Below are 19,209 nucleotides of genomic sequence, written 5' to 3'. Positions count from 1 at the left end.
ATGCACTATACAAGTATTTTGTCAAGCATTTTTAGAAAATTTAACAAATAACTTGCCGTTTTAGATAGGGTTGCAGCACTTCCGGCACTTTTACTGTCCCGTCCGCCTGTTGATAATTTTCTAGGACAGCGGCCATAGTACGACCGATCGCCAATCCCGAACCGTTGAGGGTGTGGACAAAATTAGTGCCTTTTTGCCCTTTTTCTTTAAAGCGAATATTTGCCCGTCGTGCCTGGAAGTCTCTAAAATTAGAACAACTGGAAATTTCCCGATAGGTATTAGCCGAAGGTAGCCACACTTCTAAGTCATAACATTTGGCCGCCGAAAAACCCAAGTCACCGCTACACAATTCAATCACCCGATAGGGCAACTGTAAAGCTTGCAGGATTGCCTCTGCATTAGCGACTAAACTTTCATGTTCCTGAGCAGAAGCGTCAGGATGGACGATTTTGACCATTTCCACCTTATTAAATTGATGCAAACGGATCAAGCCCCTCGTATCCTTGCCATAGCTGCCCGCTTCCCGACGAAAACAGGGAGTATAGGCACAGTGTTTGATCGGTAATTGCTCCGATGAGAGGATTTCATCGCGATAGAGATTAGTAACGGGTACTTCTGCTGTTGGTGCTAACCAAAGCTCATCATCTCGACATTTAAAGCTTTCTTCCGCGAATTTTGGCAGTTGTCCCGTCCCGCGCAGGGAGTCACTATTGATCAGAATTGGCGGTAAAACTTCTGTATAACCGGCGACAATATGGCGATCGAGCATAAAATTAATTAAAGCTCTTTCTAGGGCTGCCCCGAGGGCGATAAGATTAACAAAACGACTCTGGGCGATTTTTACTGCCCGTTCAAAGTCTAAAATGCCCAATTTTTCCCCAATTTCCCAGTGAGGCAAAATATTCGGGTTGGTGGGTTTATATTCTTCTCCCCAGCGTCTGACTTCGACATTTTCCCGTTCATCCTTACCGATGGGAGTGGTTTCACTGGGTAAATTGGGTAAATCTAAGATTTTTTGGTCAATGGCCGCTTTAATCTCTTTTTCCTGCGGTTCTAATTGAGCTAGTTTACTTTTAATCTCGTTTCCTTCTGTTTTCATTGCCAAGATTTCGGGACTGTTGACATCGCTGCCACTTTTCACTTTTTGTCCTACCAGTTTACCGATTTCGTTACCCCGGGCCTGTAAACTGCTGCGTTCTAACTCTAAAGCCTTCTGTTGTTGATTTAACTGGAGAATAGGGGCAATATCATAACTACCTCCCCGACTATCTAAGCGTTTCTGTACTTCCTCTGGATTTTCTCTAATTTGCTTTAGGTCTAACATGGTACGAGTCAGTAAAAAGTAAAAATTAAGTGGGGGAGTCGGAGAATCGGCAGCCCGAGGGGAAATGTTGTCAATCTCTAACCAATGCTCAATAATAACTCAAAACTTAACTAAAATATCGGTTAAAAGCCGCCGGTAAAATTAGCGGTATATTTAATTGTGGTGTCTGGAGTAAGTCTCATGCTCAAATATCTGCCTGTTAAATTCCTGCGTTTTTTAGCGATTAGCTGTCTTGTCACGTTAATTTCTCTAGGATTTGACCGTTTACACCCCGTTAAAGCTAATCCCACCCTCATAGCTCAAAATGCTTGGGCCGGGGCCTCCTTCCCCGTGGAAAACTTTCAAACCTACACCTCCGGTTTCGGTTATCGTTTCTCTCCCATGGATGGCAGTCAACAATTTCATGCCGGGTTAGATCTGGCCGCACCCTTGGGCAGTTATATTCGCAATTGGTGGACCGGCAGAATCGTCGAATTATCCGATCATACAGGCTGTGGCACCATGATTAAGATGCAATCCGGTCAATGGACGCATATTTATTGTCATCTCATGGGTTCGGTTCAATCCGATAGCCGTGGTACTTTTTTGATTGATAGGTCAGGGGGAATCGTCCTTACTCTCGGTCAGGATATACCGGCAGGGGCCCGCATGGCTAGAGTGGGAATGACAGGACGCACCACCGGACCACACCTGCACTGGGGACTGATGTACGGCAATCAATACGTTGACCCCGCTTTGGTTTTAAATGCTATGTACGGTTCTAATCCTTCGGGTAATAGTTAAGAGAATCTGCGATCGCATTCTGTTGAGAAAAAACATCGCTGCCCAGATTTAGTGAATAACGAGGGACACTGCTAAAATTAAGCTGATCGATTCAGGTATATCCAGATAAAATGCGAATATTAACCCTTGTACCGGGAGGAATTAGCAATCAACTGCTGTTTTTTCCCACTCTAGAAACTCTCCGGCAAACTTACCCCCAAGGTACTATCGATGTTTTGGTCGAACCTAGGGCAAAGGCTGCCTATCGTCTCTGTCCCCAGGTTAGGGAAGTGCTTTTATTTGACTATCGAGATCAGTACGGATTAGCGGATTATTTAAATATTTTGGGAGTAATTCGGGACCGGGAGTACGAAATCGCCATTAGTCTCACCAATCGTCCTGCTATCAATCTTTTACTCTGGTTAAATGGTGTTCCTAACCGTATAGGCTATGAAAATAATGGCAGCTGGTTCTTATCGCAACAAGTACCCCAGCCAACGGAAGGCTATCTAGCGGATAATTATCACGCACTGGTCAAAGGGTTAAAGATTGCCGCACCCTGTCCACCTTTAAAACTAACCTTGAATCGCGATGATATCGATTGGGCCGAAATGGAGCAGCAACGCCTCAATATCAAGGATAGCGGCTATATTCTCCTCTACGCCGGCGGTAGCGATCTGAGCATCAGCCAAGGACTGGAAACGCTTTATCCCCTGAAGAGTTGGCTAGAAATTATCCAAGGCATTCGCCATCAACAACCGGATTTACCAATTGTCGCGATCCAGGGAGAATTGGATGAAGCTTGGGTTTTAGCCCTCAAAGCCATGGATAATAACTTAAAAGTGTCGAGAACGGGCGATATCGGTAAAATGGCGGCTATGATCGCCGGTGCTAATTTATTATTAGCTACCGAAAGTGTCCCTTTACAGTTAGCCGTGGCCGTGGGAACCTATACCCTCTCTCTGCTGGTTCCTTCGTTGTCTAAGAGAGTTTTACCGAGTGGGGGAGAGCTACATCGATATATTGAGGCTAATACGGGAAAAGTCGCCGATATTACCCCCGAAACTGTCCTGAAAAAGATTTGGGGCCAGTAAAAAATCGGGTTTTGATCGCTTTTCTCTGGGATCGAAACCCGAAAAAAAATCAGCATCAAAGCTCAATTTTGCGATTGAGATAACTGACTTTTCAAGGATTCTAGGGAGGCCCAACGACCATCGATGGCAGTCTTTTCCGGAAGGAGAAAATCGGGGGGTTGACAATTAGCTCCGCAGAGTTGACGGGGAGGTAAAGTTAGACATAACTGCTCGTATAACCACATTTGCGGGTCAAAATCCCCGTTAGGATCGAGGGTTTCCGAGAGGTCTTCGTAGGCTATTTCTCGCTCTAGAGGATAGGAGCTATCGTAGTCTTTATTTTTGTCTAGCCAGATTAATTCGGAAGTGTTTAATTGCAGACGATGATTATATTGTTGTAAACAGCGATCGCAGGTTAAGGTGACGATGGTTTCTGCTTTCACCGATACTTCCAAAAAATTCCCCCCATGTCTAACCAGCAAGGTCCCCCGCACCGGTGTCAAGGTTTCTAGACCGGGGATAAAATTATCGATGATGATCACTCTTTGTCGATCAGGAGATTTGAGGAGGTGGGGGATAAAAATAGTTTCCATAGATAACTCCTGTATCATTTATCGGTTATCGGGTGTCAACTGCGTTAGCGAGTAACGCCACCATAATTGCTCGGTGACAATCTTTCCTTTATTAGCTTATCGCAGCCCCGACCTCTAGAGACATAGACCGGTTCTAGACTGTGGGGTGTGGGGTGTATTTTCAGTGAACAGTGAACAGTAATCAGTGAACTGAAAACTCACATCTGATAACTGATAACTGATCACTGATCACTGATAACTGTATTTGACAGGCTGTCTGTTGATCGATCGAGAAAGTTTCCTCAGAATTGGGAGTATATGCACAAAGATACTCCTATGTCAACGGTTTTGAAAAATTTTCTTCCTCGCCTCGGTGGATTGGTTATGGTTGCACTGCTCTGCTCGCTTGTGCTGGGGGGATGGCCTCGGCAGGGAAAAGCAGCTCAATCAGTACATTTATCCTACTGGTTGCGATCGGGAATTGAACAACTAGAGGCGGGTAATTATCAGCAAGCTTTGGAGGATTTCAATCAGTCGATCGAACGGGAAAATAACTTGGCCCTAGCCTACAGTAATCGCTGTTTAACTCAGATTTATTTGCAGGATTATCTCCACGCTTGGCAAGACTGCACCCGCTCTTTACAACAGCAATCCGATAATTATCTAGCCTATTTCCATCGGGGTTTAGCTTTTTATCGTTTGGGAGATTATCCACAGGCGCTGACCGATTATAACCAGACTATCCGGCTAAAACCCACCTATTATCAAGCCTACTATAATCGGGGTTTAGTTCAGTCGGCCATGAAAAATTATCCCCTTGCCCTAGCCGATTTTAATCAATCCTTGCGTCAAATTACTAACTGGCAACCCGACACTTTAGCCACTATTTATAATGATCGAGGTTTATCTCATTTAGCCCTCCACAATTTTACCTCAGCCAAAGCGGATTTTAATCAAGCTCTCCGGTTAAATAAAAATAACGCCTCAGCCTACTATAATCTAGCTTGTACCGCTCACCAATTAGGTGAATACGACCGATCAATAGCCCATTTAAATCGAGCGATTGCCATTGATCCTTTTTATGCCGATGCTTATATTAGAAGGGGATTACTGCGGCATCAATTGGGTTATTATCAATCAGCTTTAGCGGATTTAAATCAAGGAGCAAATCACCTCTATCATCAGGGATTGCACCACAATTATCAGCAAATTTTAGCCCTAATCGAGCAGATCCACCAACAGTTACTTTCCCTACCATCTCCCATTGTTTAAAAGAGCGATCAATATTACAAAGGAAAGCGCTTCATGGCTGTGACGGCGAGACGGGCATTATCTTTAAGGACTTGGGAAACCCGGGGAATTTGGGGAATTTGCCAGAGAACATCGACGGTGCGCCGTAATAATCGCACTAGATCTCCCTCATCGAGACTGGTATTTTCGCACAATTCTGGCCAGGATGTCCCTTGGGCCCAACGGGAGGCAATTCCCATCAGTTGGGTTTCTAACCAGACAGGAATAGTGATATCGTAGCGAGATTGAGCTTGATAGAGTAAACGGCGAACTTCTCGCAAACCGGGGGAATTTCCCTCTCCTTGTCGCAAAATATCGATAACTTCTGGCACAGGCGGGTAATTGCACCAAGTATCGGGGCGAGGGGGTTCCGTAATCATAGCGCTGATGGCGGCGGCTAGTTGGCTAGGCGTCAATCTGTCCAAATCTCCGGACATCATCGCTAATCCTAACCAGAGTTCATTTTCCCCGCGAATAGTGGCCGCCGCTTCTCCGAGGGGAGTGGGCAAATAACCCTCTAAAGCTTGGAATTCTCGCAAAATCTCGATTAGATTCAGAAATTCTTCCCAGTAGTAGGATTTACGCGATTGTTGTTTTTGGTATTTAATCTGGGTCTTGTGTAACTTATCGCGAGCAATCTCTCGATCGTAGTATAATTTCATCAATCGCCCTGGATTTTTGCGTTTTTGCAGGGGATGAGCGGCAATTTGACTATTGACAATTTCAATTTTTTGTGATTGTGTTGCCAGTTCCGCCACTGGTGGGATGCCCTGCACTTGTTGGGGGATTAAATCGGCGATCGCCTGAGTATTTTCCTCACCCTTGCGCCAACCCCCTAGGGAAACAGCTTCTAGGGAAGGGGGTATCAGTTCGCCTAATGCCGCAGGAGTGAGAAAACCTCGATCTATCTCGCTAATATCGGCATAGGCGGCTAAATACCAGCGATTATCACTGCCTAAACAAACAAGAGTTCGCACTTGACCAGCGCCGTGCAGGGTATTGACAAAGATAGCGGGGACGGGGACGGGGACCTTAATATGTTTGCCCTTGAGATGGAGGATAGTTCCGACGGGAATATTCGGCAATTTTAGATGTATTTCCTGTCTTTTCTGTGCCTCTGCCTGACTAGCGAGGATTTTATACAGTCTTTCTTCTTCCCGCAGTCTTTCCCGTAGCTTTTCGTAACTAAAGACCTGCTCCCGCTCGATACCAGCTAATTCCATATCCAACTTAGCTAATTCGGTGGTTAAGGCGGTAATCTGTTGTCGTTCGGGGCTTAACTTCAAACGAGCGAGATATTCGGCGAAACTGCGCTCTAAGAGGTCTTTGGTCTCCTCTAGACTGTGTTTTTGCAGGAGATTTAAGACCATGCCGTAACTGGGCGCAAAACAGCTTTGCAGGGGTTCTGGTTGAGCGATGGCTAGAAAAGCCGCTTCTTTTGCTCCTTCAAAGGGCGTTTGTACTGTCACCACATGGCCCACCGCGTCCATTCCCCGGCGACCGGCCCGGCCAGCAATCTGGACAAATTCCGAGGGAGTCAGCATACTGTGGCCATCATCGGTGCGTTTGGAGAGGGCCGAGATAACGGTGGTACGAGCGGGCATATTAATCCCGGCCGAGAGGGTAGCGGTGGCAAAAACCACTTTAATTAAACCAGCTTCAAAGAGTTGTTCGACTAATTCTTTCCAGAGGGGTAAAATCCCGGCATGGTGAACACCACAGCCCCGGGTGAGGGGTTCCACTTGGTCGGCCCGCACCAATTGGGAAGCACTAGCCAGGAATTCAAACAGTTGGTTTTTCGTCTCGGGGTCGGCGGTTAAGAGGCTGAGGAGTTGATCTTCAGACTGGGGGTTATTAGCGAAAAAAGCCAGTAATTTCTGGTGTAAAGGCGGATTTTCGACGGCAAAGAAGGAAAGGGCGAGTTCTTGCAGATTAGGATTATCTTCCAGGAAGAAAATGAGTAAACGGTAGTAAATGGCTCTAGCTTCTTCTGGATTAACGAGATTGAGGTTTTTTAGCTCTCTAATCGCCTGATCGCAACCTTTGCGGCTGAAAATGACGTAAATAGCTGGGAGCATATCCTTGTCCCGCAGCGTGGTGACAATCGAGGCGATGGTGGGACAATCTTCTCGTTTTAAGCGTCGGGGTTTGCCGTGGCCGACTTTTGAGTGTAGTTTCGGGTTAACTTTGCTCTGTTTTGGGTCGAGCAGCGGGAATAATCCCTCTTTATTGGCGAAATAAAAGCGCAGGGGGACGGGGCGAAAATCGGAGTTAATTAGCTCGCAGCTGGAGGTCTGTTTATTGTCGCTGGGTTGACGCAGTTGCCGCACCCAGTTAATCCAGTCGGTGAGTTCCCCGGGGTTGCCGATGGTGGCGGAGAGGGCGACTAATTGGATACTAGGGGGACAGTAGATAATTGATTCTTCCCAAACGGTGCCGCGACCTCGATCGCTGATATAGTGACATTCATCGAGAACTAGGGTTTCCACGTTTTCTAGGGAAGTGCCTACCTCACCGATTGGGGTTTGATAGAGCATATTGCGAAAAATTTCTGTAGTCATGACTACAATTAACGCGGAGGGATTAATCACCACATCGCCGGTAATCAATCCCACTTCCGCAAAGAGCAGCGGGGAATCCTCATCGCCATCGGTGGGGGTACGACCGAATTTTTCTTGAAAATCCCGGAATTTTTGGTTAGAAAGAGCTTTCAGGGGAGTGGTGTAGAAAACCCGTTTGCCCCTTTCTAGGGCGCGATAGATGGCGTATTCTCCGATTAAGGTTTTGCCGGAACCGGTGGGAGCACAGACAACCACTGATTTACCGGCAGCGAGAGCAGCGATCGCCGATTGCTGGAAGTCGTCGAGTTTAAAGGGAAAAATGGTTTTGAGATCCAAAGAAGTAGGGTTGAGGGACTCTTTCACGTCAAGTCTAAGAGGAGAAATTTTTTAAATTGCGGCTATTCTGGCTGGCTTTTTTTATTCTAGTCGAAAAAAGCAGACTTCTAGAAACTAGAGGCGGATTGACCTTTACAATGGTTATAATGAATGACTTTTTTTCTATCACCACTAGCTCGCCATGGCATTAAAGCACCTGCCCAGATTGGGTAACAAATCATTGCCCCTGTTGGTTATATCAATTATTTTAGGCTATTTGGGCAATTATTTTTACCTGCATTTATTTTTGAGACTAGATTTTCTTTTTGGCAGTAGTTTTGCTTTGATCTCGGTTTCGCAACATTTAGCCCTAAAGATAATAATCTAGAGGCGGTGATCGAGCGGGCTGATCATGCCATGTTCGCCGCTAAAAATCAAGGTAGAAATCGAGTTAGTTTAGGTAAAACAGTATGAAAAATTTGTTATTTATTCTTGGTTTTTTGCTCTTAGGTGTAGCCCCAAGTTTTAGTGCCGATCTCGATACAATTATACGCCGGGGAAAATTAATTGTCGCTGTCAAAAATAATCTCCCTCCCCTCGCTTTCCTTGATTCTCAGGGGAATCTGCAAGGATTGGAAATCGACATCGCTAAACGTCTAGCGTCAGAAATTCTCGGTTCTGACAGTGCTATTATTCTCAAACCCGTTAGTAATCAAGAACGTTTACAGGTGGTTATTGATGATCGGGTGGATTTGGCGATCGCTCGTGTGGCGATTACTCCTGCACGTCAGCGCTTAGTGGATTTTAGCCCCTTTTATTACCTCGATAGCAGCGGTTTTGTGACGAAAAACCCGCAATTGCATCGTTTAGAAGACTTAGCTAACTCTAGAATCGCCGTACTCAACGGATCGACGACAATCGCCCTTGTGCGTTCCAATTTGCCTAACGCTATCCTGCGCGGGGTTGCTTCCTATCAAGAAGCTTTAAATTTACTGGAAACCGGGGAAATAGACGCTTTTGCGGCTGATAATAGCCTTTTAACTGGTTGGGTGCAGCAATTCCCCAATTATCGTCAATTACCGATCGAGTTGGGTGCGATCGCTCTAGGAGTCGTTCTCCCTAAAGGTTTACAGTACCAAAGTCTCCGAGAACGCGTCAACCAAGCGATCGAGCGGCTAGAATCCACCGGTTGGTTAGCAGAACGGCTGAACTATTGGGGTTTACCCCTGAGAATTCGGGAAATGGGGAGATAGGGTGATGGGGTGTGGGGTGCGGGGTGTGGGGAGATGGGAGTTTTTTGCTGTGAGCAATGAACAGTAATCAGTGAACTGAAAACTCAAATCTGATCACTGATAACTGATCACTGATCACTGATAACTGACTAAATCCTGCTATAATCTGATTGAATAAGTATAAAAATATTAATTGCTCGATCGCTAATTATGGAAGATACCCTGCCGCTTATTTACGTTTCTGGATTGCTAATTTTCGTGATTGGTTTAGGAATTTTTGTCATCGTGCAAATCTTTAAAACCCGTCGAGTGGAAGGAACCTTTAACAAGCTACAAAAGAAATTGCAAAAAGAAAAAGGTACAGCTAAAGAATACTATGAATTAGGGAGTCTTTATCTGGATAAAAAACTCTATGTTCAAGCTTTGAGTTTACTACAAAAGGCTTTAAAAATCTCTGAGGAAGAAAGCATCGAACCAGAAAATCAAGCCCTAATCTATAATGCGATCGGTTTTTCCTATTTTGCCCAAGAACAATTGGAATTAGCGATTCGTAACTACAAAGAGGCAATTAAACTTTATCCTCAATACTCGATCGCTCTCAATAATCTTGGCAATGTTTACGAAAAGAAACAAATGGCCAAAAAAGCTCTCGAAACCTACGAAGAAACTCTCAAATTTGATCCTAATAATACCGTGGCGAAAAAGCGCACCGAATCCCTGCGTAAACGCTTCGCTGAATCGAAATAGTTTTGACTACTGATCAAATTCTTTTTAGAGATCGAATATTCTTCGATCTCTTTCTTTATTTCAAGCCATAAAACAAGACAATTAAACTAGGGGTTAAAATCGTCAAAATTAAATTTAGGGGCGCACCCAAACGGGTAAAATCGAGGAATTTATAGCCGCCTGGTGCATAAACCATGGTATTAGTTTGATAGCCAATCGGTGTTAGATAACTATTAGAAGCAGCAAAGGTGACAGCATACATAAAAGCCAAAGGATTTAAACCCAAAGTTTTCGCCACTTCCACGGCGACGGGAATCATTAACACGACGGCAGCATTATTAGAGAGAATTTCAGTTAAAAATGAGGTAATTAGATAGAAGAAAACTAAGATCCAAAACCCCGAAAGATGTCCGCCGATAGCTACTAAATTATCTGCTAACCATTTAGTCGTTCCTGAGTTATCCATGGCAGTACCCAGGGGAATTAAACCCGCTAATAAAAAGATAATATCCCAACGAATGGAACCATAGACTTCCCCTGGTTTTAGACAGCCAGTAATTACCATTACAACCACTCCAACTAAACTGGTGACGAGAATCGGTTGAATATCAAAAGCAGCAATAATAATCACCAACAAAGTAATCATTAAAGCAATAATGCCTTTATCCTTTCGCAATGATTCGATCTCTTTCTCTTCTAAGACTAATAATTCTCGCGTGGTTTGTAAACCAATAAAACTCTGTTTAGGTCCCTGAACTAAGAGCAAATCGCCAAACTTTAAAGGAATTTTTCCTAATCTTCCTTGTAGTAATTCCGAACCACGCCGAATCGCTAGAACTGTTGCATTATAACGCTGACGGAATTTCAAATCTTTTAAAGTTGTCCCAATTAAACGGGAATTAGAGAGAATCAAAACCTCAGCTAATTTTTCCTCACCTGTAGTAATTGCCGATTCAATATCTTCTTGTTGAAATTTGATATCAGCAAAGATTTCTAAACCCCGTTCATCCTTAATTTTTAATAGTTCTTCCCGACTACTGTGAACGATTAAAATATCGCCAGCATTGAGAACTTTATCGGCTAAAGGTTGGGGTAAATGTACCTTATTTCTGATTAATTCCAACACATCAAAATCAAACTTTCTTTGTAGTCCACTTTGAGATAAAGTTTGACCGATAAGATTAGAACGAGGGCTAATAATTACCTCACTCAGATATACTTTAGAACCGTAATCATCGTCTAAAAATTCCCCCGTGGAAGATTTGCGATCAGGTAATAATTTCGGGGCAAAAATTGTTAAATAAATCAACCCTGCTAAAAAAGTTACTAATCCTAAAGCAGTGAATTGAAATAAGCTAAATTCCCCATAACCCAGCTTGGCAGAAATACCACTAGCGAGAATGTTAGTAGAAGTCCCCACCACGGTAATCATCCCCGCTAAAACCGTGGCGTAGGAAAGGGGAATTAATAACTTAGAAGGGGAAATTTTTTGTTTTTTACACCAATCTTCAACGATAGGTAAAAAGATCGCCACCACTGCCGTGTTATTAATAAAAGCACTAATCGGCCCCACCAATGCCCCTAGGACAAATACCTGTTGGTGGGGACTTTTGCCCCCCCAAACCAACAAGCGATCGCGGATTACTTGAATCACTCCCGTGCGGGTAATTCCGGCACTAAGCACAAACATCGCCATCACTGTCACCGTGGCAGAATTACTAAAGCCGGCGATACCTTCTTCGGGAGTAACTAAACCCAAAAGAATCAGGACAATCGCCACGGATAAAGCGGTTAAATCTACCGGTAGCCATTCCGCCACAAAAGCGACTAAAGCAACGACTAAAACCGTTAAAGTCAGAATAATTGGTGTTGGCATTGATTTATTTTTTCGTCATGAACCAGCGAATAAATAACTTCTCCAACTCGATCCAAACAAACATTAAGGCACTAAATCCAAAACAGATTAATAATTCCGTGCCACTAATCCATTGAGTACCGAAGAAGCTTTGTAGAGGAGGAGCATAAATTAACAACAATTGTAAGATGGTTGTCAAGCCCACGGCGGCAATAATGTAAGGATTAGAGAAGGGATTCATTTGTAGAGCTAACTGGGTATGGGAACGCACCGCTAAAGCGTGACCCATTTGTGCTAAACAGAGGGTAGTAAATACCATGGTTTTCCAGCGTCCGGGATCTCCGATTTCGGGGGTTGCCTGAGTATATTGGTAAGCCCAGTACATCATAATAATGGTGAGAATGGCAAAGACGATGCCGATGCGAATCATATACCAACCCAACCCGCGAGCGAAAATGCTTTCCCGGGGGCTAAAAGGTGGACGTTTCATCACATTAGGTTCGGCGGGTTCCATTGCCAGAGCCAGCGCCGGTAAACCGTCAGTAACAAGGTTCATCCAGAGGATTTGCAAGGGAGAAAGGGGTACACCGCCTAAACCGAGCAGCGGAGCCGCTGCAATGGTTAAAACCTCGCCAATATTACTGCCGAGAATGTATTTAATAAAGCGCCGAATGTTACTGTAAACCACGCGCCCCTCTTCGGTGGCAGCGACGATGGTGGCAAAATTATCATCCAGCAAAATCATATCGCTGGCTTCTTTGCTGACATCGGTTCCCGTAATCCCCATGGCGATGCCGATATCCGCTTGTTTTAGTGCCGGAGCATCATTGACTCCATCCCCCGTCATGGCGACGAATTTGCCCCGTTTTTGCAAAGCTTGGACGATTCTAAGCTTGTGTTCGGGAGAAACGCGAGCATAGACGCTCACACCATCTACCTCTGCCTCTAGATCATTCTGAGACATTTTTTCTAATTCTTTACCCGTGATTACTCGCTCTCCGGGGGCAGCAATGCCTAATTCAAATGCGATCGCCTTGGCCGTTAATTGGTGATCTCCGGTAATCATAATCGGACGAATTCCCGCTTGACGACAGAGAGCAACCGCTTCTTTAACTTCTTTGCGGGGTGCATCGAGCATTCCCACCAATCCCAACCAAACCAGGGATTGTTCCTCACTATCTTCTCTTTCCGCTTCTGGCACTTCTGTCATCGGTTTATAGGAAAAACCTAAGACTCGTAGGCCATTACTCGCCATTTCGTCATTTTGTGCCAAAATACGGCTTCTTTGTTCATCTGTTAAGGGTTGACTTTCCGCCCCAACTTGGATTAGAGAACAACGTTCGAGAATTAATTCCGGCGAGCCTTTGGTAAACATTAAATAGGCAGAATCCCCCAAACCTAACTGAGCATTCTCACAGATTACTGACATTCTCTTTCGTTCGGAAGAAAAGGGAAATTCGCCTAAACGAGGGCTTTTTGGTGCCAATGCTTCCCGATATAGTCCTCCTTTCCCCGCTAACGTCAGTAAAGCTCCTTCGGTGGGATCGCCTAAAATTGACCATTCTTGCGCTTTATTTTGCAAAAGTGCATCATTACACAGCACACAAGCCGTTAAAATTGCCTGTAGTTCGGGATCACTTTCACTAACACCATTAAACTCACCGATGGGCGCGTAACCTTCCCCTGTGACAGTAATGACATGGTGGGAAGTATTAACTTTCTGCACCACCATTTTATTTTGAGTTAAAGTTCCGGTTTTATCGGAGCAAATCGTCGTTACCGAGCCTAAGGTTTCCACTGCCGGCAATTTACGGATTAAAGCTTGTCTTCTCACCATTCTTTGGGTTCCAATTGCCAAAGTCACCGTCACCACTGCTGGTAAACCTTCGGGGACAACGGCCACAGCCATACTGAGGGAAGTTTCGAGGAATGTTTCAAAAAACTGCCAACCAAAGCGAATTACACCGCCAAGCACGACTACAGCCACTAAAGCTAGGGAACTACTCACTAAAACGTTACCTAACTGCGACATTCGCTGCTGTAGGGGAGTTGGTTCACTTTCTACTCCTTGCAACAAAGCGGCGATTTTCCCGATTTCCGTATCCATTCCCGTCTTGGTAATCGCCACTTTCCCCCGTCCTTGTACTACTTCTGTACCCTGATAGACGAGGTTAATGCGATCGCCTAAAGAGGCATCTTCCGGTAAAACCTTCTGTGCTTGTTTATTCACCGATTCCGCTTCCCCCGTGAGGGCAGCTTCGCGAATTTGCAGGTTTTGTGCTTCTAATAATCTGCCATCGGCGGCAATTTGTACCCCCGCTTCCAGTAACATGATATCCCCGGGTACAAGTTCCTTAGCCGTTACTTCAAAGGTGCTACCATTACGAATAACCCGGACTTTCGGCGAGGATAACTGCTTAAGGGCGGCTAAAGCCTTTTCTGCCCGACTTTCCTGTAAATATCCTAAAATACCGTTTAAAATAACAATCGTAAAAATAGCGATCGCATCTTTGGGAAATTCCGCTTTTTTCAGGTCCAAAACCGCCGAAACCACCGCCACGGCAATCAGCATCACTAACATAATGTTAGTAAACTGTTCCCAGAGAATCATTAACGGGCTGCGTCCTCCCGTTTCTTTTAGTTCATTTAAACCGAAAATATCTTTTCTTTTAACAATTTCCGCCTCGTTTAAGCCGGTTTCCCCATTGGTTCTCAGTATTTCTAGGGTTTGTTCGCCAGTTAAATTGTGCCAAGCACGATTATTCTCTATCTCCGAGACTTGGGGGGACGTAGTGGGAAAAGTCATAGCGAGCGATTGAAGAGGGTGTACGCGTGAACTAAAAAGGTAAGCGAATTAAGCTAATTACATATCACAATATCAGTTATCAGTTATCAGTGACCAGTTATCAGTTATCAGTAACCAGTAAGCAGTCAGCAGTTATCAAGGAAGTGGGGTGTGGGGAGAACAAAGCCGCCTCCTGCCCCCTGCCTTCTCGATAATCTGAAAAAAAATGTAACGAAATGTGAAGTATAATGGCGAATGTGATAAAGACAAGACATTAGAGAGTAGATAGGAAACGATGCGAGTTGCGATCGCTGGTGCGGGACTAGCCGGATTATCTTGTGCGAAATACCTTGTCGATGCGGGACATACGCCCATCGTACTGGAACGTCGCGATGTATTAGGGGGAAAAATTGCCGCTTGGAAAGATGCCGATGGTGACTGGTACGAAACCGGTTTACATATCTTCTTTGGCGCTTATCCCAATATGCTGCAATTATTCCAAGAATTAGGCATAGAAGATCGTTTACAGTGGAAAGAACACTCGATGATCTTCAATCAGCCGGAAAAACCAGGGACCTATTCGCGGTTTGACTTCCCTGATATTCCCGCCCCAATTAACGGTATTGTTGCCATTCTTCGCAATAATGATATGTTAACTTGGGAGGAAAAAATTAAATTTGGACTCGGTTTACTCCCTGCCATTGTTAAAGGACAAAGTTACGTTGAGGAGATGGATAAATATTCTTGGTCAGAATGGCTAGAGAAACAAAACATCCCTCCTAGGGTAGAAAAAGAAGTGTTTATCGCTATGTCGAAAGCCCTAAACTTTATCGATCCTAACGAAATTTCCGCCACGATTCTACTAACGGCATTAAACCGATTTTTACAGGAGAAAAACGGCTCAAAAATGGCCTTTCTCGATGGTTCACCCACGGAAAGACTCTGCCAACCTTTAGTTGATTACATCACCGCTAGAGGTGGCGAAGTGCGCTTAAATGCTCCTTTAAAGGAGATTCTCTTAAATGAAGATGGTACAGTTAAAGCCTTCTTAATGCGCGGTTTAGATGGTGGGGAAGATTATCTTTTTCAAGCCGATCTTTATGTTTCGGCGATGCCTGTAGATCCTTTAAAAGTTTTACTGCCTAAACCTTGGCAAGAAGATAAATTCTTTCAAAAATTAGAAGGATTAGAAGGGGTTCCCGTCATTAATTTACACCTCTGGTTTGATCGCAAACTAACCGACATCGATCATTTATTATTCTCCCGTTCACCTTTACTCAGTGTTTATGCTGACATGAGCAACACCTGTAAAGAATACGCCAACCCCGATCGCTCGATGTTAGAATTAGTTCTCGCTCCCGCTCACGATTGGATTACTAAATCCGATCAAGAAATTATCTCCGCCACGATGAAAGAACTAGAAAAACTCTTTCCCCAACATTTTACTGGCGATAATCCCAGTCAATTGTTAAAATATCATCTGGTGAAAACTCCTCGATCAGTTTATAAAGCCACCCCTGGCCGACAAGCTTATCGACCTTCTCAGAAAACTCCGATCGAGAATTTTTATCTCGCCGGTGACTATACCATGCAAAAATATTTAGGAAGCATGGAAGGAGCGGTTTTATCGGGGAAATTAGCGGCAGCAGTGATCAGCAAAGATCACCCCGCAGCACCCCTAAACCCGAATAAAACCCAATCCACACCAGTGTCCAGCGCTCGTTAATTCTCTGGCTAGGGACTAATGACGAAAATGGCCTTGAGTGAGACAATGCTATATCATTAGCCACAGTTCGCCGTTAATCTAAGTCAATCATTCCGCCCCAGCAGAATGCTCCAATTGCCAAAACCGACCCACCCCACCAAACCCCTCGTCTCCCTTGCGGAGTCCTACGAACTCTGTCGCCGGATTACAGAGAAGTATTCCAAAACGTTTTATCTCGGTACTCTCCTGATGCCGAAAGCAAAACGTCAAGCGATCTGGGCAATTTATGTCTGGTGTCGTCGTACCGATGAACTGGTCGATGGTCCCCAAGCCCGGTTAACTACCCCTGAAACCCTCGATTTATGGGAAAAACAGCTAGAAACTGTCTTTTCTGGGGTTGCCCTTGAGGATGCCGATGTCGCTCTCGTGGATACTCTAGAAAAGTTCCCCATGGATATCCAACCCTTTCGGGATATGATCGCCGGGCAACAGATGGATCTCTATCGCAGTCGTTATCAAACCTTTGATGAACTAAAACTGTACTGCTATCGGGTGGCGGGAACGGTGGGGTTAATGTCCAGCGCGGTCTTAGGATTGGAGGATGGCGATCGCTCAGCCCCTTGGCGACGCAATCAAAGCGTTTATATTCCCCAAGAAGAAGCGATCGATCTCGGTATTGCCAATCAATTAACCAATATTTTGCGGGATGTGGGGGAAGATGTCCATCGTGGGCGGATTTATCTACCTTTAGAGGATTTAGAGCGTTTTAACTACAGCGAAGATGATTTACTCAAAGGGGTTAATGATGACCGTTGGAAGGGGTTAATGCGCTTCCAAATTGAGCGAGCCCGTTATTACTACGATTCCGCCGAAAGGGGGATTCGCGCCCTTAATCCCGATTCCCGTTGGCCGGTTTGGGCGGCTTTACTGCTTTATCAAGGCATTTTAGACGTAATTGAAGCAAATAATTATGATGTCTTCGCCCGTCGTGCCTTCGTGCCTTTAGCCAAGAAAATGCTCTATTTACCCGTGGCTTGGTTGCGATCGCAAGCCTTATAAAGATGCGACGGGTTTTGTCGCTTGGCGACTCCACCCATCGAGTCTTAACTAGGGTTTGCTTTTTCAGAGCGATTTAGGAGTCACCAACCAGAAAGGTCCGGTTTCCGTGCAGGGAACATCTCGATCGGTTTCGTAAACCACAAGGCCATCTTGCCGATCCAAAACCAGGGCTTCTCCTAGACGGACGTAGGATATAAATGGGCCGAGATAGCGGACAATAGGCTCATCGCTACAGGCTGGCAATACCCGATCGTTAAAATACTCGCACCCCACATCCTCGACGCTTTCATAGTAGCGGATGCTGAGATCATCGATCGCTTTCCCCGGAAAGCGGTCTTGGATAGCTGACCGGAGAAATTCTGGCAGCGGTCGATCAGGCGATAATAATGTGGCAGATTTCATTGCTTTTCCCCCTAAAACTAAAGGAAGCGGGAAACTCTGACAAATGCCTATCCTCTCGGAACTATTCGCTTCCGCTCCCCACCTGGTCAATTTTTTACTAGGGATGGGATCTGGCGCAGGGAGTCCCCTTGTATTCATTGTAACAAATTTCTCCGCAAAGGTTCAGGGCGATACGGTGAGAACAGTTTTTCTTGATTTTTCGTTACAAAGATTGACAAATTTATCCTTTTATTTTGGCGATAATAATAATGGCGTTGCTTAACCGAGGTATAAATACTATCGCTCTTGGAGGGAGTCTGGCAAAAGTCTTACAGTCTCTAAACTCTAGCTCTCTTATGGGGTAAGCCTTCAAGCTATCGCTAACTAACAGAAACCCGAAATTTGAGTTTTTATTAGAAAAAAAGTTAGCGATCACTTGTCAAGCAAGAGTTTCAGAATCTAGATTCGCTCAGGGATTTCCGAAAGTTCCAGAAGAATGCTATAGCGGTTCTCACACCTGTGTGGCACAGCTAAACCTTTGCTGGGTAAGCTTTTCAACATCTATAATGTACCTCTTGCAAACAGGAAACGCTATAATTTGGCACATATCCACAAGTTAGCTTAGTCCGAGGTTTTAAAAATTGCCTAGAGGACAATTCATAGTTAAAATCGGCAACGCCTCCTCCCAATACTAATTTTCAATAATCTTTTCTTAAGGAGTTTATTTCTCATGACACATCAACATATCATTCTCAAACTCAATGATGGAATTTTCGATACTAAACCGGAAGTCGTTAACGAAGTCAAACGGCTGCAACAAACCCTAAAAGATTGGGGAACTTTAGCGGCAAACGAATCAATAGATGGAAAGTTTGGACCGAAAACTGACGAAGCCGTTAAGCGTTTTCAAGGGAAACACTCTCTCACACAGGATGGTATAGTGGGTCGAAATACCTGGGCGGCACTCTTGAAAGTGCCACTATCAGAAATAGATATTATCCCTCGCCCCAGTGGTGGCCCAGATCAGGGGAATTCACCATTTTCAGGAAATAAAGGAATAATTCACAATGAACTGATAAGTCATGGATTTTCTCCTGTACAATGTGCAGCAATTTTAGGGTGCTGGCAGCAAGAATCTTCGTTTAATCCACGCGCAGAGGAAGGCCTGCCACCAAAGGGATTAGGATTAGCTCAATGGAGTTTTGACCGACGGAAACTTGTACCTGCATTCACGAATAGTGTGGCTACTGACATTCACAATCAAGTCGATCTTTTCGTTCAGGAATTAAATACTACAGAAAAAAAAGCTGGACAGATTTTACGTTCTGCCACAACTCTAGCACAAGCAATGCAAGGAATGAAAGAGTATGAGCGATTCGGAATTGCGGGAAATCGCGAAAAGTTCGCAAAACAAATCTTAAAGGAACTCACATAGTCATCAGTAAGCGATGCTCGGTTTTTGAAGTTCTCTAGATTTGCTCTGCTGACAAAACTATAGGAGAGGGAAATAATAGTGTGTAGTTTACTAAGAAATTAACTCTAGTTCTAACAAAGTTATTATAATCATCT

15 protein-coding genes are annotated in these 19,209 nt (G+C 44.6%); 9 read left to right on the top strand and 6 right to left on the bottom strand.

Annotated elements, in window-relative coordinates; all coding sequences use genetic code 11:
• Positions 1–40: 40 nt before the first annotated feature.
• Positions 41–1,324, bottom strand: coding sequence for a serine--tRNA ligase (serS, locus tag ACQY1Y_RS04405; RefSeq protein ID WP_002792682.1), 1,284 nt, complete (start codon positions 1,322–1,324; stop codon positions 41–43).
• A gap of 180 nt (positions 1,325–1,504) precedes the next feature.
• Here serS and ACQY1Y_RS04400 point away from each other — a divergent pair, with 180 nt between their 5' ends.
• Complete coding sequence (locus ACQY1Y_RS04400; RefSeq protein WP_002738195.1) at positions 1,505–2,107, top strand: M23 family metallopeptidase; 603 nt, start codon at positions 1,505–1,507, stop codon at positions 2,105–2,107.
• Between the two features lie 110 nt (positions 2,108–2,217).
• The gene (locus tag ACQY1Y_RS04395) at positions 2,218–3,180 is read left to right on the top strand and encodes a glycosyltransferase family 9 protein (protein WP_002755579.1); all 963 of its coding nucleotides are present in this window, start codon (positions 2,218–2,220) and stop codon (positions 3,178–3,180) included.
• A 62-nt stretch (positions 3,181–3,242) separates the two neighbouring features.
• Here ACQY1Y_RS04395 and ACQY1Y_RS04390 read toward each other — a convergent pair whose 3' ends face one another.
• Positions 3,243–3,752 (bottom strand): YceD family protein, encoded by a 510-nt coding sequence (locus ACQY1Y_RS04390; RefSeq protein ID WP_002737400.1) that lies wholly within the window; start codon positions 3,750–3,752, stop codon positions 3,243–3,245.
• 297 nt (positions 3,753–4,049) lie between these two features.
• Between ACQY1Y_RS04390 and ACQY1Y_RS04385 the strand changes: the two genes are divergently transcribed.
• On the top strand, positions 4,050–5,003 hold the full coding sequence (locus ACQY1Y_RS04385) for a tetratricopeptide repeat protein (RefSeq protein ID WP_430014059.1): 954 nt from the start codon (positions 4,050–4,052) through the stop codon (positions 5,001–5,003).
• A 14-nt stretch (positions 5,004–5,017) separates the two neighbouring features.
• Here ACQY1Y_RS04385 and ACQY1Y_RS04380 read toward each other — a convergent pair whose 3' ends face one another.
• Entirely contained in the window at positions 5,018–7,945 is a 2,928-nt protein-coding gene (locus tag ACQY1Y_RS04380) for a DEAD/DEAH box helicase (protein ID WP_002736785.1), read from the bottom strand.
• Positions 7,946–8,290: 345 nt separating this feature from the next.
• Here ACQY1Y_RS04380 and ACQY1Y_RS04375 point away from each other — a divergent pair, with 345 nt between their 5' ends.
• The 3 genes from ACQY1Y_RS04375 to ACQY1Y_RS04365 all read left to right on the top strand — a co-directional run bounded on the left by ACQY1Y_RS04375 (position 8,291) and on the right by ACQY1Y_RS04365 (position 9,876).
• Entirely contained in the window at positions 8,291–8,371 is an 81-nt protein-coding gene (locus ACQY1Y_RS04375) for a hypothetical protein (protein ID WP_223210873.1), read from the top strand.
• Positions 8,368–9,150, top strand: a complete 783-nt coding sequence (locus ACQY1Y_RS04370; protein ID WP_193979102.1) for a transporter substrate-binding domain-containing protein — start codon at positions 8,368–8,370, stop codon at positions 9,148–9,150. Before ACQY1Y_RS04375 ends, ACQY1Y_RS04370 begins: the two co-directional genes overlap by 4 nt.
• A 189-nt stretch (positions 9,151–9,339) precedes the next feature.
• Positions 9,340–9,876 (top strand): tetratricopeptide repeat protein, encoded by a 537-nt coding sequence (locus ACQY1Y_RS04365; protein WP_002735092.1) that lies wholly within the window; start codon positions 9,340–9,342, stop codon positions 9,874–9,876.
• Between the two features lie 55 nt (positions 9,877–9,931).
• Here ACQY1Y_RS04365 and ACQY1Y_RS04360 read toward each other — a convergent pair whose 3' ends face one another.
• Together ACQY1Y_RS04360 and ACQY1Y_RS04355 are read right to left on the bottom strand one after the other, a co-directional pair.
• A complete protein-coding gene (locus tag ACQY1Y_RS04360) occupies positions 9,932–11,731 on the bottom strand; it encodes an SLC13 family permease (protein WP_430014058.1) in 1,800 nt (599 codons plus the stop codon).
• Positions 11,732–11,735: 4 nt separating this feature from the next.
• Complete coding sequence (locus tag ACQY1Y_RS04355; RefSeq protein WP_430014057.1) at positions 11,736–14,516, bottom strand: cation-translocating P-type ATPase; 2,781 nt, start codon at positions 14,514–14,516, stop codon at positions 11,736–11,738.
• A gap of 274 nt (positions 14,517–14,790) precedes the next feature.
• Here ACQY1Y_RS04355 and pds point away from each other — a divergent pair, with 274 nt between their 5' ends.
• Together pds and crtB are read left to right on the top strand one after the other, a co-directional pair.
• Positions 14,791–16,221, top strand: a complete 1,431-nt coding sequence (pds, locus tag ACQY1Y_RS04350) for a 15-cis-phytoene desaturase (RefSeq protein ID WP_430014056.1) — start codon at positions 14,791–14,793, stop codon at positions 16,219–16,221.
• Positions 16,222–16,326: 105 nt separating this feature from the next.
• On the top strand, positions 16,327–17,259 hold the full coding sequence (crtB, locus tag ACQY1Y_RS04345; protein WP_002755588.1) for a 15-cis-phytoene synthase CrtB: 933 nt from the start codon (positions 16,327–16,329) through the stop codon (positions 17,257–17,259).
• Positions 17,260–17,322: 63 nt separating this feature from the next.
• Here the strand turns inward: crtB and ACQY1Y_RS04340 are convergent, their stop codons facing one another.
• Entirely contained in the window at positions 17,323–17,799 is a 477-nt protein-coding gene (locus tag ACQY1Y_RS04340; protein WP_002755589.1) for a hypothetical protein, read from the bottom strand.
• Between the two features lie 571 nt (positions 17,800–18,370).
• On the opposite strand from ACQY1Y_RS04340, the gene ACQY1Y_RS04335 reads away from it, so the two are divergent.
• Positions 18,371–19,075: a phage tail tip lysozyme gene (locus tag ACQY1Y_RS04335; RefSeq protein WP_430014055.1), complete on the top strand. Its 705-nt coding sequence runs from the start codon at positions 18,371–18,373 to the stop codon at positions 19,073–19,075.
• Positions 19,076–19,209 lie beyond the last annotated feature (134 nt).

The sequence above is a fragment of the Microcystis ichthyoblabe FBCC-A1114 genome (assembly GCF_050500245.1).
Classification (GTDB): Bacteria; Cyanobacteriota; Cyanobacteriia; order Cyanobacteriales; family Microcystaceae; genus Microcystis; species Microcystis ichthyoblabe_A.
Note: the sequence above shows the minus strand (reverse complement) of the source record. Positions and strands in the feature narration are given on the sequence as shown.

Excerpts from the sequence above, each read along its gene's own strand:
- serS (WP_002792682.1), bottom strand. The coding sequence starts at position 1,324 with ATGTTAGACCTAAAGCAAATTAGAGAAAATCCAGAGGAAGTACAGAAA.
- ACQY1Y_RS04400 (WP_002738195.1), top strand. The coding sequence starts at position 1,505 with ATGCTCAAATATCTGCCTGTTAAATTCCTGCGTTTTTTAGCGATTAGC.
- ACQY1Y_RS04395 (WP_002755579.1), top strand. The coding sequence starts at position 2,218 with ATGCGAATATTAACCCTTGTACCGGGAGGAATTAGCAATCAACTGCTG.
- ACQY1Y_RS04390 (WP_002737400.1), bottom strand. The coding sequence starts at position 3,752 with ATGGAAACTATTTTTATCCCCCACCTCCTCAAATCTCCTGATCGACAA.
- ACQY1Y_RS04385 (WP_430014059.1), top strand. The coding sequence starts at position 4,050 with ATGCACAAAGATACTCCTATGTCAACGGTTTTGAAAAATTTTCTTCCT.
- ACQY1Y_RS04370 (WP_193979102.1), top strand. The coding sequence starts at position 8,368 with ATGAAAAATTTGTTATTTATTCTTGGTTTTTTGCTCTTAGGTGTAGCC.
- ACQY1Y_RS04365 (WP_002735092.1), top strand. The coding sequence starts at position 9,340 with ATGGAAGATACCCTGCCGCTTATTTACGTTTCTGGATTGCTAATTTTC.
- ACQY1Y_RS04360 (WP_430014058.1), bottom strand. The coding sequence starts at position 11,731 with ATGCCAACACCAATTATTCTGACTTTAACGGTTTTAGTCGTTGCTTTA.
- ACQY1Y_RS04355 (WP_430014057.1), bottom strand. The coding sequence starts at position 14,516 with ATGACTTTTCCCACTACGTCCCCCCAAGTCTCGGAGATAGAGAATAAT.
- pds (WP_430014056.1), top strand. The coding sequence starts at position 14,791 with ATGCGAGTTGCGATCGCTGGTGCGGGACTAGCCGGATTATCTTGTGCG.
- crtB (WP_002755588.1), top strand. The coding sequence starts at position 16,327 with ATGCTCCAATTGCCAAAACCGACCCACCCCACCAAACCCCTCGTCTCC.
- ACQY1Y_RS04340 (WP_002755589.1), bottom strand. The coding sequence starts at position 17,799 with ATGAATACAAGGGGACTCCCTGCGCCAGATCCCATCCCTAGTAAAAAA.
- ACQY1Y_RS04335 (WP_430014055.1), top strand. The coding sequence starts at position 18,371 with ATGACACATCAACATATCATTCTCAAACTCAATGATGGAATTTTCGAT.